Annotated in this window: 11 protein-coding genes; 9 read left to right on the forward strand and 2 right to left on the reverse strand. The window is 64.4% G+C overall.

What is annotated here, in order from left to right:
• The first annotated feature begins 7 nt into the window (after positions 1 to 7).
• From DFR52_RS21730 to DFR52_RS21770, 9 genes are all read left to right on the forward strand, one after another.
• The gene (locus tag DFR52_RS21730) at positions 8 to 916 is read left to right on the forward strand and encodes a DUF6282 family protein (protein WP_110034162.1); all 909 of its coding nucleotides are present in this window, start codon (positions 8 to 10) and stop codon (positions 914 to 916) included.
• 49 nt (positions 917 to 965) lie between these two features.
• Positions 966 to 1,958: a TRAP transporter substrate-binding protein gene (locus DFR52_RS21735; RefSeq protein ID WP_158285019.1), complete on the forward strand. Its 993-nt coding sequence runs from the start codon at positions 966 to 968 to the stop codon at positions 1,956 to 1,958.
• A 92-nt stretch (positions 1,959 to 2,050) separates the two neighbouring features.
• A complete protein-coding gene (locus DFR52_RS21740; protein ID WP_158285020.1) occupies positions 2,051 to 2,635 on the forward strand; it encodes a TRAP transporter small permease in 585 nt (194 codons plus the stop codon).
• Positions 2,635 to 3,915 carry a TRAP transporter large permease gene (locus DFR52_RS21745; RefSeq protein ID WP_110034166.1) on the forward strand — a complete coding sequence of 427 codons (1,281 nt, stop codon included), beginning with the start codon at positions 2,635 to 2,637 and terminating at the stop codon, positions 3,913 to 3,915. The genes DFR52_RS21740 and DFR52_RS21745 overlap by 1 nt, the downstream gene beginning before the upstream one ends.
• Positions 3,916 to 3,940: 25 nt before the next feature.
• Positions 3,941 to 4,876: a 3,5-dioxohexanoate:acetyl-CoA acetone transferase gene (kce, locus tag DFR52_RS21750; protein WP_110034167.1), complete on the forward strand. Its 936-nt coding sequence runs from the start codon at positions 3,941 to 3,943 to the stop codon at positions 4,874 to 4,876.
• A complete protein-coding gene (locus DFR52_RS21755; protein ID WP_110034169.1) occupies positions 4,876 to 5,601 on the forward strand; it encodes an NAD(P)H-dependent oxidoreductase in 726 nt (241 codons plus the stop codon). Before kce ends, DFR52_RS21755 begins: the two co-directional genes overlap by 1 nt.
• Positions 5,602 to 5,824: 223 nt before the next feature.
• Positions 5,825 to 6,607, forward strand: a complete 783-nt coding sequence (locus DFR52_RS21760; protein WP_110034170.1) for an IclR family transcriptional regulator — start codon at positions 5,825 to 5,827, stop codon at positions 6,605 to 6,607.
• A 129-nt stretch (positions 6,608 to 6,736) separates the two neighbouring features.
• The gene (locus tag DFR52_RS21765) at positions 6,737 to 7,645 is read left to right on the forward strand and encodes a cupin domain-containing protein (RefSeq protein ID WP_110034171.1); all 909 of its coding nucleotides are present in this window, start codon (positions 6,737 to 6,739) and stop codon (positions 7,643 to 7,645) included.
• Positions 7,642 to 8,391: an SDR family NAD(P)-dependent oxidoreductase gene (locus DFR52_RS21770; protein WP_110034173.1), complete on the forward strand. Its 750-nt coding sequence runs from the start codon at positions 7,642 to 7,644 to the stop codon at positions 8,389 to 8,391. Before DFR52_RS21765 ends, DFR52_RS21770 begins: the two co-directional genes overlap by 4 nt.
• Positions 8,392 to 8,493: 102 nt before the next feature.
• Here the strand turns inward: DFR52_RS21770 and DFR52_RS21775 are convergent, their stop codons facing one another.
• The gene (locus DFR52_RS21775) at positions 8,494 to 11,055 is read right to left on the reverse strand and encodes a GcvT family protein (protein WP_110034174.1); all 2,562 of its coding nucleotides are present in this window, start codon (positions 11,053 to 11,055) and stop codon (positions 8,494 to 8,496) included.
• A 150-nt stretch (positions 11,056 to 11,205) separates the two neighbouring features.
• Positions 11,206 to 13,545 carry a putative bifunctional diguanylate cyclase/phosphodiesterase gene (locus tag DFR52_RS21780; protein ID WP_110034176.1) on the reverse strand — a complete coding sequence of 780 codons (2,340 nt, stop codon included), beginning with the start codon at positions 13,543 to 13,545 and terminating at the stop codon, positions 11,206 to 11,208.
• Between the last annotated feature and the right edge of the window lie 87 nt (positions 13,546 to 13,632).

Genomic DNA, 13,632 nt, shown 5'->3' on the forward strand with positions numbered 1-13,632 from the left:
TTGCTCAATGAACACGCTATCTGAGACGCGCAAAACGGAAGTGGCCGAGCTGCTGGTCGGCGCCATCGACCTGCATTGCCACAGCGGACCGGCGGCGATGCCGCGGATTCTCGATCACCACGAGGCGCTGATGGATGCGGCCGGCGCCGGTTTCCGTGCGGTGCTCTACAAGGATCACTTCTATCTTGGCGTCGCCCATGCGGTGATGCTGGAGAAGCTGTTTCCGGAGACCGGCGTGCGGCTGTATTCGGGCGTCGCGCTTAACAACGCCTCGGGCGGCATCAATCCGCATGCGGTCAATCACGCCGCCAACATCGGCGCCAAGATCGTCTGGCTGCCGACGCTTTCGGCGGCCAATCACATCGCCCAGACGGAGGGTGCCGCCAAGAATTTCCCGAAAACCGCCAGGCGTATGCTGCCGCCGATTCCGCTCAGTGCGCTGGACGCCAACGGGAATATCACCGACGACACCAAGATGGTGCTCGATCTTGTCGCTGAAGCCGACATGATTCTTGCCGGTGGCCATCTGCCCGCATCCGAGCTCATCCAGGTGTTCGAGGAGGCAGGCAGGCGCGGCGTCAAGCGCATGCTGGTCAACCATCCCACCTATGTGGTCGGATGCACCGATGACGACATGCGCGAACTGGTCCGGCTGGGCGCCTATCTGGAACATTCCATCTGCATGTTCATCGAGGGCAAGGCCCTCGAATTCACGCCGCAGGATCTCGCCCACTACATCGAGATCGCCGGCGCGGACCGCACTGTGCTCTCCTCCGATCTCGGCCTGCAGGGCTCGCCGCGTCCGATCGAGGGCTTCCGCCAGATCGTCGCGCTGCTGCTCGACCTGCAGATCTCCAAGGCCGATATCCGGAAGATGATCGGAGACAATGCCGCCTGGCTGCTCGACATCAGCTAGCCGGTGCGGAAAGACCAATCCATGTTGCACTGAAAAGGGAGGAAAACCAATGTTCACACGTCGTAATATGCTCAAGACCGGTCTCGCCGCAGGCGTGGCGCTTTCAATGCCGTGGGTGGCGCGTGCCGCCACCCGGACGCTTCGCTTCGCGCACGCGGCCAACGAGATCCATCCGGGTCACAAGATCGCCACCAGCTTCGCCGAGGCGCTCGAGAAGCTCGTTCCGGGCGCCTTCGACATCCAGATCTTTCCGAACCGTCAGCTCGGCGACGACAAGCAGAACCTCGAATCGGTGATGGCCGGAACGCTCGACATCTGCAACGCCAGCGGCGTGCAGTTTCCGCTGGTCACCGGCCGGCCGGCGCTCGACGCCTACCAGCTGCCGTTCCTGATCCGCGACTACGACCATTTTGCCGAGATCTCCAAGACCGAGATCGCCCAGAAGATCCATGACGATCTGGAGCCCGCCGGCCTCATCGGCCTTGCCACCGCCGACATCGGCCAGCGCCACTTCCTGTCGGTCGCCAGCCCGGTGACCAGCATCGACCAGTTCGTGGGGCTCAAGACCCGCATCGTTCCCGTGCCGCTGCACAAGGCGATCTGGGAAGCCGTCGGTGTCTCGCCCGTGGGTCTTCCCTACGGCGAAGTCTACGGCGCGCTTGAAACCAAGGTCATCGACGCCGTCGAGATCAACGTCTCCTCGATGCTCGGCGAGAACCTCTGGGAAGTTGGCAAGCACTTCACGCTGACCGGCCACTATCCATGGCATTCGACGACGGCCATTGCCAAGAGCGTCTTCGATTCGCTCGACGCCGACATGCAGGGCGCCATGCGCGAGGCGGGCCGGGAGTCGGTCGTCGCCACGCTGGCCTATGCCAAGGAGCAGGATCTCACCGGCCGCGACGAACTGAAGAAGAAGGGCGTCGAGATCGTCACGCTCGAAGGCCTCGACAAGGTCAGGGAAAAGGTATCCCCTATCGTCGGCCAGTGGAGCGAGAAATCGCCGCTGATCGCCGAGTTCGTGGCTGCCGCCCGCGCCTGAGATCGAGAACGGCGGACACTGTCCCGTCGGGCCCCTCCGGCCCGGCGGGACAGTGTCGCATGAACGGCCCGTGTGGACGAGGGAGAGACAGCATGCAAGCGAGCGAGGCAAGGCCAGGCCTGGGATATGCAATCGTCAGCGCCTATGAGCGGGCGATGCGGTTTGCCGCAGGCAGCATGATGGCGACGATCGTCATCATCATGATCACCCAGGTGACCGCGCGCTACGTGTTCAACTCGTCGCTCATCTGGGCGGAGGAACTGTGCCGCTACATTCTGATCTGGATGACCTTCCTGCTGCTTGGCATGTCCTATCAGAAGGGCGAGTTCATTTCGCTCGAGATGCTGCCAGAGACCTTGTCCCTGACGGCACGCCGTGTCACCCGCATCGTCATGTCGGTGCCGACCCTCTTCTTTCTTGCGCTGATGACCTGGGCCGGCTGGACCTACGCCGCCCGCTTCGACAACCAGACGATTCCGGCGCTGGACTTCATCTGGGAGAGCATCGCCGGCGGAACGCTGAACATCTCGATCCGCTGGGTCTATGTGTCGGTCTCGGTCGGCTCGGCGCTGCTCTTCCTTCATATCTTCGTGGACCTGCTGCTGCGGGCCGGAAGGCTCTGGCGGGGTGAACCCGACAGCACGAAAACTCCCCCCGATTCCGGAGAAATCGCCTGATGGCCGGCTTTCTTGCAGTCTTCGCCGTGCTCGTTGCCACGGGCGTTCCCATCGCGCTCGTGCTCGGGGTGGCCGGCACCGTCTATCTCTACATCTCCGGCAACGGGGCTCTGGTGCTGGCCCTGCCGCAGCGCATGATGGCCGGTGTCGACCAGTTCGTGCTGCTCACCATTCCCCTGTTTCTGCTGGCCGGCAACCTGATGAATGTCGGCGGAGTCACCGACCGCATCGTCCATTTCGCCCGCGCCATGGTCGGTCACCGGCAGGGCGGAATGTCGGCGGTCACGGTGCTGTCGTCCGGCTTCTTCGCCGGCATCTCCGGCAGCGCCACCGCCGAGGCCTCGGCGCTGGGCTCGATCCTCATTCCCACCATGAGCAAGCAGGGCATGCCGCCGGCCTATGCCGCGGCGCTTGTCGGGGTGAGTTCGGTGATGGGGCCGATCATCCCGCCGTCGATCACCATGATCATCTACGGCGTGCTGTCCGGCGCCTCCATCGGCCAGCTGTTTCTGGCCGGCGTGGCGCCCGGCATCGGCATCGGCGCCGGGCTGCTGATCTATGCCACCTGGCGTGCCCGCCGCGACGGCTTTCCCACCACGCCGAAACTCGCCTGGGGCGAGCGGATGTCCGCCACCCGACGCACCCTGCCGGCGCTGATCCTGCCGCTGATCATCCTGGTCGGCATCAAGGGCGGCATTTTCACCCCGACGGAGGCCGCAGCGGTGGCGGTGGCCTACGCCCTGGTCATCGGCCTCATCTATCGGGACCTGACGCCCGCCCGGATCTGGGAATCGCTCATCGCCACGGCCCTGGTGACCGCGTCGATCCTGTTCATTACCTCGATGGCTTCCATCGTCTCCTTCGTGCTGACGCTCGAGCGCGCGCCGACGATGATCGCCAATCTGGTGCTCGAGATCACCGAGAACAAGTATCTCATCCTGCTGATGCTCAATGTCTTCCTGCTGCTGCTTGGCATGTTCCTCGAGCCGATCTCGATCCTCATCCTGACGATGCCGATCCTGATCAAGCTCGCCGCCATTATCGGAATGGACCCGGTGCAGTTCGGCACCATGGCGGTGCTCAACGTTGTCATCGGGCTGGCCACGCCACCGGTGGGGATCCTCCTGTTCATCGTGTCGGCGACGTCGGGCCAGCCGCTGTCGGCGGTGATCCGGGAAGCGGTTCCGCTGATCGGGATCTGCCTCGTGGTGCTGGCGCTCGTCGCCCTGGTGCCGGCATTCTCGCTCTTCATTCCCACCGCATTGCTTGCGGGCCACTGATCCAATTTCATTCGAGGAGACTTCCATGACCAGGCAAGCGCGCAAAGTCATCATCACCTGTGCCGTGACGGGCTCGATCCACACGCCGTCGATGTCGCCGCATCTGCCCGTCACCGCGCAGGAGATTGCCGATGCCGCGGTCGGCGCGGCTGAGGCCGGAGCCGCCATCGTTCACCTGCACGCGCGCAATCCGGACAATGGCGAGCCGGTGCAGTCGCCGGAAGCCTTCGAACCGTTCCTGCGCGTCATCAAGCAGCGCTCCGACTGCGTGATCAACATCACCACCGGCGGCGCGGCGACGATGACCATCGAGGAGCGTCTCTCGCCGGTGGCTGCGTTCAAGCCCGAGGTCGCCTCCCTCAACATGGGCAGCATGAATTTCGGTCTGTTCCCGATGCTCGGCCGTTTCCCCGACCTGAAGCACGAATGGGAGCACAGCTATCTCGAGGGGTCGCGCTCGCGCGTCTTCCGCAACACCTTTGCCGACATCGAGAAGATCCTCACCACCTGCGCTGAGAACGGCACCCGCTTCGAGATCGAATGCTATGACATCGGCCATCTCTACACCTGCGCCCATTTCGTCGAGCGCGGGCTGATCAAGGCGCCGATCTTTATCCAGTCTGTGTTCGGCATTCTCGGCGGCATCGGTGCGCATCCGGAGGATGTCATGCACATGCGGCGCACCGCCGATCGGCTGTTCGGGGACACTTACCAGTGGTCGGTGCTGGGGGCCGGACGCAACCAGATGAGCGTCGGCCTGCAGTCGATGCTGATGGGCGGACACATGCGCGTCGGGCTCGAGGACTCGATCTGGGCTGGCCCGGGCAAGCTTGCCACCAGCAATGCCGAGCAGGTGGAAAAGGCGGTCCGCATGGTGCACGAAGCCGGCCTCGAGGTCGCCACGCCCGCCGAGGCGCGCGCCATCCTCGGCCTCAAGGGCGGCGACCAGGTCGGCTTCTGATGAGCCGCCGCACAGTCCTCTTCGTCCTCGCCAATCCCGAGCCCGGCTCGTTCTGCCACGCGCTGGTGGATGCCGGACGCGTGGCGCTCGAGACCGCCGGGCACGATGTCCAGGTGAGCGACCTGTATACCCTCGGGTTCAACCCCGTGGCCGGGCGCCATGATTTTGTCGGCGCGGCCGATCCTGGCCGCTTTCACTACCAGTCCGAGCAGGCGAGGGCTGCGCGCCTCGGTGCCTTCTCCGCCGACATCGCGGCCGAGCAGCAGAAGGTCGCCGCCGCAGACATTCTCGTTCCTGTCTTCCCGCTCTGGTGGGGCGGGCCGCCGGCGATGCTCAAGGGATGGTTCGAGCGGGTGCTGGCCTACGGCTTTGCCTATGTCGACGGATACCGCTTCGAGAGCGGACTGTTCCGCGGCCGGCGGGCGGTCTTTGCCGTCACCACCGGCGGCACGCCGGCGCGATTCTCCGTCGACGGCGTCTATGGGCCGATCGAGGACGTGCTGATGCCGGTGCGGCGGCTCGGCCTCGAATATATGGGCTATGAGGTTTCCGAGGCCTTTGTCGCCTACGCGGCCCCGCGGGTCGAGCCGGAGGTCCGCAGCGAGTACCTGGCCGACTTCGCGGCCCGGCTCATGGAGGTGGCCGCGCTGCCCGTGGCGCCGGTGCGCAGCGACATCCATCCGCTTGACCTGGGTCCGGAGGCGGCATGGACCCGATCCGGCTGAAGGCGCGGCCTGGTGGCAGCGGAGCTGCGTTGACATGCAACTCAAATCTTTCTAATGTATCGCTGTACGAAACAGCATTTTGCAATTCTGGCGTTTCCGATGTTTTTCCTGGTTGAAGGATCGTTGCGACGCTGCCGGCGACAGGCGGCGGGGCAGGCTACGGTCCTGCTGCCCGCCTCCTGCGGCGTGACGCGCCAAGAGGCAATCGGCGAAGGGAAAGACAATGCCGCGGATTGAAGGCAAGAGCGGAGACGGCGTGCAGGCCGTCAACCTGGCCCTGAGCATCATAGAACATCTTGCCCGCGAGCAGCGCGCCGTCGGCGTGACTACCCTGGCACAGGCGCTGGGTACCACCAAGAGCCGCATCCACCGCCACCTGCAGACGCTGGTCCAGGAGGGCTACATCGTCCAGCCCGTCGATTCCGACCGATACGCCTGTGGCCCGCGGCTGGTGGCGCTCGGGCGTGCGGTCAGCGACAGTCTCGATCTCGCCCACGTGGCAGCCGACCCGCTGCTGGAACTGCGCGATGCGCTGGGCCACTCGGCGGTCGTTTCGCAGATCACGCCGGACGGCATGCGGGTGCTGGCTACGGTTCCAGGCCGATCGGCCATCGAAATCGGCGTCCGCTCCGGCTCCATGCTGAGCTTCCACAGCTCCGCGCAGGGCAAGGCGGCGCTTGCCTTCTCCTCGGCGGAATTCCGCGCCCGCGTGCTCCGGTCCAAGCTCCAGGTCTTCACGCAACACACCATCGTCAGCCCGGAGGCGCTTGCCGCGGAACTCGACAAGGTGCGTGCCCAGGGCTGGGCCACGGCGCCAAACGAGACCGGAATCGGGCTCAACACACTGGCCGCGCCGATCTTCGATTCGACCGGCGCCGTCTGCGGCACGGTCGGCATCGTCGACATGGTGCAGTTCATCGCCGGAACACCCTCCGAAGACCAGCGCGCGCGCACCATGGCCGCCGCCCAGCGGGTTTCCCGGGCACTTGGCCACGGCGCCCTCTGATCCCAAAACATGCCGTCCGGCGGGCCGTCCATCTTGACAACGGCATTGTCGTGGCTATCGTCAAAAACGGAACGATGTTATGCAGACAAGAACAGGTCGGATGTGTTCCAACCTGTCATGGAGGTGGGAATGTACAACAGCACTGATCCGCGCGCGTCACTTGCGACCGCCAAGGCGGGGCCTGCGGCCAGCGAATTCGCGGCTGCGGAATACCTGAAATTCTACGAGAGCGCGCCGCAACTGGATGACGCCAGCGGCAGGACCTGGCTGGGGCGGGGACAAAATTTCGTCATCGCCTACAGCGAGGCCAGGCCGGGCGCGACCTTCTCGCGGACCGCGCAGATCGATGAATATGTCGTGCTGCTGCAGGATCCGGAGGCGTCGGCAACGATCAGCTGGCAGGGCAGCACTCAAACCGTTCCGGGGTACTCGATCGCCTTTGTGCCGCCGGGCGACAGCACCGTGACGATGCCCGCCGGCGGCAGGCTGGTGCGCATGTTCACCACCCGCTCCGACGATCTCTCGGCAGCCTGCGCCAATGCCGATGCCTACTCCGAGCCGCATCCGAACATCCCGCCTTTCGTCGCCTGGCCGGAGCCGCGCGACGGACACAGGGTGCGCAGCTATTCGCTCGACGTGCCGGCCGAGCCGGGCCGCTTCGGCCGGATTTTCCGTTGCACCACCTTCATGGTCAACTGCCTTCCCGCGGAGCCTAAACCGCGCGACATCACCAAGCTGTCGCCTCACTATCATGACGATTTCGAACAGTGCTCGCTGGCGCTCACGGGCTCGTTCACCCATCACATCCGCTGGCCGTGGACGCCTAATCTCAACGCCTGGCGCGCCGACGACCACGAACTGTGCGGTTCGCCGTCGATCGCGGTCATCCCGCCTCCTGCGATCCACACCTCGCGGGCCATGGAGGACAGCGGCAATCAGCTCATCGACATCTTCTCGCCGCCGCGCGTGGACTTTTCCGAGAAGCCCGGATGGGTGCTCAATGCCGACGACTACCCGATGCCCGGTGCGGCGGCATGACGACGCTCACAGGCCTGCAAGGCAAGGTGGCTCTGGTCACCGGTGGATCGCGCGGGATCGGTGCGGCTGTCTCACGCCACCTCGTCTCCCTCGGGTGCCGGGTCGTCATCGCGTACCGTTCCGACCACGAGGCGGCGGACAGGCTCGCCGTCGAGCTTGCGGGTGACAGCGGCGCCTGCACCGCGGTGCAGGCCGACGTGGCCGACCCGGAGGCGGTCACCGCGCTGATGGCGCGCGCCGTCGAGGTGTTTGGCGGGCTCGACATCCTGGTCAATTGCGCCGCCCTCGGGCATTACCGCGCGCTCGGCAAGATGGACGCGGCCTTCATCCGGTCGATCCTCGACACCAACGTCATGGGAACCGTGCTGATGACCGAGGCGGCGCTGCCGCATCTGCCATCGCCCGGCGGACGCATCATCAATTTCGCCTCGGCGCTCGCCTACCGCCCCATTCCCACGAGCTCCGTCTATTCCGCCTCCAAGGCGGCGGTGGTCACCCTGACGCACGCCTTCGCCAAGGAACTGGGTCCCCGCGGCATCACCGTCAACGCGGTAGCGCCGGGCGTGATCGAGACCGACATGACGACGAAGATCATCGAGGAGCGCGGCGAGCAGATCATCGCGATGACGCCGCTCGCCCGCATCGGCCAGCCCGGCGACATCGCCGGCATCGTCGGTTTCCTGGCCTCGACGGAGGCGGGATGGGTCACCGGCCGCACCATCATCGCCGATGGCGGGGTCACCTGACAAGCGGCCGGGTGGGCTGCCGCGCTTGTGCCGTCATGAAAAACCCGCGCCGATCGGTCATGATCGGCGCGGGCTTGGCTATGCCGTCGGCGGATTGGTCGATCAGCTGCGCGGCTTGAGGTTCTCCGGATCGTAGAGCGGCTTGTAACCGACCGCCGCCACCTCGACCGGGTAGGCCTCGCTGAAATACTCGACCTGCAGCTTGCGTCCGACCTGGCAGTAATCCCAGGGCAGATAGGCGAGCGCGATGTTGCTGCCGATGGTCGGACCAAAAGCGACCGACGTGGTGTAGGAAATCCGCCCGAGCTCATCGACGAGCGTCCTGCCGGTCTCGGGGTCCATCACCGGCATGGCGCCGACCGGATAGCGCTTGACGCCCGCCGAATCCGTGTTCCCGGTCATCACCAGGGTGCAGAGCATGGCCGGCTGGTGGTCGCGCGCCTTGTATTCGAGATGTTTCGCCTTGCCGCGGAAGTCGGCTTCCTTGACCTTGGGCCGCGCCAGGTCGGCTTCGATCAGATTGTACTGGGTGAGCAGGTCGCCGTTCTGCAGCCGCAGGCTCTTTTCCATTCGCCGCGAATTGGCATAGGTCTCGACGCCGAAGGCCATCACGCCGGTGGCGCGCAGTGCGTCCCAGACGGCGAGGCCATCCTCGTACTTCATGTGCAGTTCCCAACCCTGCTCACCGACATAGGAGAGGCGGAAGGCCGACACCGTCCTGCCAGCGATGTCGATGGGCTTGATGGCGGCAAAGGCGAAGTTCTCCACATCCAGACCGGCCGGATCGGCGACCACCTTCTTCAGCGTATCGCGGGCGTTCGGGCCCCAGATGCCGATGGTGATGAACTTCTCGGTGACGTCGGTGATGGTGACGTCGAACCCCTTGTCCTCGGCGACGCGGCGCACGTAGTGCAGGTCGCGCGGGCCGGCATCGGCGCCGTTGATCAGGCGGCAGCGGTCGGCCATGCGGATGACCGTGAAATCGGCGCGCACCATGCCCTCGTCGTCGAGGAAGTGGGTGTAGATGCCCTTGCCGATGTTGGCGTCTCCGCCGATCTTGGCGGCGCACAGCCATTCGAGCAGATCGACATGGTCCGGCCCCTCGATGTCGACCATGTGGAAATGGCTGAGATTGACGATGCCGCAATCCTCGCTCATCGCCAGGTGCTCGGCATTGGAGACGCGCCAGAAATGGCGGTTGTCCCATTCCGCCGCGCGGACCGGGACCCTTTCGCCATATTTCTCCAAGAGGTGCTCGTTGGCGCTGTAGCCGTGGGCACGCTCCCAGCCGCCGAGTTCCATGAAGTGGCCGCCGAGTTCGACCTCGCGCTCATAGAAGGGCGAGCGCTTGACGTTGCGGCCCGAGGCATAGGGCTCGCGCGGATGGATGGCGGGGAAATAGATCTTCTGGGCGGCCTCGCGGCTGCGGCCCTCGATGAACTCCTCGGTCATCTGGTGCGGGTAGAAACGGGCGTAATCGATGGAGTTGTGGTCGATTTCTGTGCGGCCATCGGTCATCCAGTCGGCGATCAGCTTGCCGTAGCCGGGGGCGTCCTTGACCCAGATGGCGACGCAATACCAGAGGCCGCGGACCTTCTGGCTCTCGCCGCAGGAGGCGCCGCCTGCTGCAGAGACCTGCAGCAGGCCGTTGAAGGAATGGCTTTCGTTGTAGCCGAGTTCGCCCAGGATCGGGGTCAGTTCCATGGCGCGCTCCAGCGGGCCGATGATCTGCTCCATGTCGAGGTCGCGCTGCGAGGGCGAAAGCCGCGCCTCGTGCTTTTCCAGGATCTCGCGCGGATGGCACAGGCGCGGATTGTCGGTCTCGTAGTAGCCCCACTCGATCTGGCCGCCCTCGGCGGTCTTCGGATCACCGGTGTCGCGCATATAGGCGGAGTTGCCCTGGTCGCGCAGCAGCGGAAAGCCGATGTCCTTGCCGGTTCCCTCGAACTCGTTGTACGGGCCGAAGAAAGTGAGTGGATGGTCGACCGGCATGACCGGCAGGTCCTCGCCCACCATGTCGGCAATCAGCCGGCCCCAGATGCCGGCGCAGACGATGACACGATCGGCCATGATGGTGCCGCGATGGGTGACGACACCCTTGATGTGGCCATTCTCGACGATCAGCGACTGGGCGGCGGTGTTGCCGAAGATGGCGAGCTTGCCGCTCTTTTCCGCTGCGTCCACCAGCTTGCCGGCAACCGTCTGCGACCGCGGTATGACAAGTCCGGCATCGGGGTCGAACAGGCCGCCCTGAACCATGTCCTCCTCGATCAGCGGAAACTTCTGTTTGATTTCGGCGGGACCGACAAAATGCGCGCGCGTGCCGAACGCCTTGGCCGATGACAGCTTGCGCTTGATCTCGAGCATCCAGGCGTCGTCGCCGGCCCGGGCCACTTCCAGCCCGCCGATGCGGGCGTAGTGCCCCATCTTCTCGTAGAAATCGATCGAGTACTGCGTGGTCCAGACCGAGAGATAGTCGTGGGACGTTGTGTAGCAGAAGTCAGAAGCATGAGCGGTGGAACCGATGTCGGTCGGAATGCCGGACTTGTCGATGCCGACAATGTCATCCCATCCCCGCTCGATGAGATGGTGAGCGATGGAGGCGCCCACGATTCCACCCAGTCCGATGATTACGACCTTCGCCTTCTGCGGAAACTCTGCCATTGCGTTCGACCCTGATTGTGCGTGAAGGCAGAATTTAGGATCTGCGGCTGCGAGACTAGAGCCTGTCTACGACATTCTCGGCGTGCTGCACGACGGGTGCCGCGAGCGCAGGTGATTCCGCAGGGCGGTGCAGGCCGGGAATTGCCGATGTCATCCAGCCCTCGGCAGGGGCCTGATGACCGGGTGATGTCCCGCCAGCATCGAGCCTATGACATCGGGGGCGACAGGCCGGCTGAAATGGAAGCCCTGAACCTCGTCGCAGCCATTGCGCCGCAGGATCTCGAGCTGCTCGCCCGTCTCGACGCCTTCGGCGATGACCTTCATGCGCAGATTCTGGCCAAGCGAGATAATGGCGGCAACGATGCCGAGGTCGCTGTCGTCGCTGGCGAGGTTGCTGATGAAGCACTTGTCGATTTTCAGCCGGGCAACGGGAAAGGACTTGAGCGCGCTAAGGTTGGAGTAGCCGGTTCCGAAATCATCGATGGCGAAGCGGACACCCAGCTCGCGCAGGTCGTTCATGGTGGCAATGGCCTGGTCCATGTTCTGCATCAGCAGGCTCTCGGTCAGTTCAAGCTCCAGGCAGCCGGCATCAAGGCCACTGAGATCAAGGGCATGCTTGACCCGGCAGACCCAGGTCCTGTCGGAGAACTGGCGCGCGGACACGTTCACGCAGACGGTGAGCGGCGCGAGCCCGGCGTCCTGCCAGGACTTGTTCTGGCGGCAGGCCTCCTGCAGTACCCAGTCGCCCAGTGGCACGATCAGGCCGGAGGATTCGGCCAGGGGAATGAAGTCCGCCGGCGAGATCAGCCCCTTGACCGGGTGGTCCCAGCGCACGAGCGCCTCGATGCTGACCATCCTGCCGGAGGCAAGGTCGATCTGGGGCTGATAGCGAAGATGGAATTCGCCACCGGAAATTGCCGTTCTCAGTTCTTCGATCTGGTTGAGCCGGCCATGGACCCTGGAATTCATCTCGGTGGTGTAGAACTGGAAATTGTCGCGGCCAGCCTCCTTCGCCTTGTACATCGCGGCGTCCGCGTTGATCAGCAAGGTCTCCGTCGATCTGCCATCGGCCGGATAGGTCGCCACGCCCATGGAGCAGGTGATGTGAAACGCATGGCCATCGACCATGAATGGCTTGCTGATCTCGGCGCGGATGCGTTCCAGGACTTCCAGGTTCGCGGCGGGATCGTCGGCCTGGCCGGCGAGCAGGATAACGAATTCGTCGCCGCCGATCCGGACAATCGTGTTGCCGGGGCCGACACAGCTCTGCATCCGCCGCGCCACGGTGCTCAACACGGTGTCGCCTGCGGTGTGGCCGAGGCTGTCATTGACCAGCTTGAAGTTGTCGAGGTCAAGAAAGACAAGCGAGAGGCACGTTCTTTCCGGTCTCGCCTCGCCAATGGCCCGGTCGATGCGCTCCTCCAGAAGGGTCCGGTTGAGCAGACCTGTGAGGGCATCGTGATGGGCCAGATGGTTGATCTGGTCCTCGGCATGCTTGCGCTCGATCGCGATGGCCGCCAGCCGCACGGCATCATGGGTGAGTTCGAGTTCGGCCGCCCCCGGGCTTGCCACCCTGCCGGTGTACATGGCGAAGGTCCCGAGCACCGTGCCTTGATGCGAGAGGATCGGATTGGACCAGCAGGAGCGCAGGCCATGGAGCTCGGCAAGCTCCTGAAATCCTTCCCACCGCGGGTCGTTGGCGATGTCGGATACAACCACCGGCATGCCGTGATAGGCCGCGGTTCCGCAGGAGCCGACGCTTGCGCCGATCGTCACGCCGTCGATGGCATCGACATAGGCGGGCGGCAGGCTTGGTGCCGCGCCATGGTGGAGTTGCCTGGTCCTCGCGTCGTAGAGCAGCACGGAGCAGAATACACCCTCCATCTGGTGCTCGATCACCTGAACCAGGGAATTGAGCACGTCGAAGACCGAATCGTTCCTGGCGATCATCTCCAGCACTCGCGTCTGTCCCTCAAGCAGAATGTCCGAGCGCTTGCGCTTGGTGATGTCGCGGGAGACGCCGACAATGCCGATGATCTCTCCTGCCGCGTTGTGCAAGGGCAATTTCGAGGTCGACAGCCATCGCCGCGTTCCCGAAGAGAGCTGCACATGCTCCTCGCTGTCGAGCATCGGCTTGCCGGTCTGGAGAATTCGAAGCTCATCGTCGTGAAGCTTCCTGGCCCGTTCAACGGGCTGAAGATCGGCATCCGTCTTGCCGCACAGGTCCGAAGGGTCGGCAAAGCCGAGATCAACCGCGATCGTCCGATTGGCGATCAGGTAACGGTGCTGCATGTCCTTGACGAAGAGATAGTCCGGCACGTGGTCGATCATGGCCCTGAGCGAGGTCAGCTCGGAGAACAGCGGATGCTTCGCTGTTCCGGCAACGCGGCCGGGGTGTCTCAGTTCGACCGCAGCGGATCTGAGCGCCTCAACAATATCATCGCTGGTTGCGCCAGCTACCGGGCCAAATGCGGATCTGCTTGTCGCCAATTTCCATCCCCGATTGGTTTCAGTTTGGGGTGCTCAGCCGCGAGTTATACTCAGAACTCATAATCAACTACTAAACGCGTGCACGTG

This window comes from Hoeflea marina, from assembly GCF_003182275.1.
In the GTDB taxonomy this organism is placed as follows: Bacteria; Pseudomonadota; Alphaproteobacteria; order Rhizobiales; family Rhizobiaceae; genus Hoeflea; species Hoeflea marina.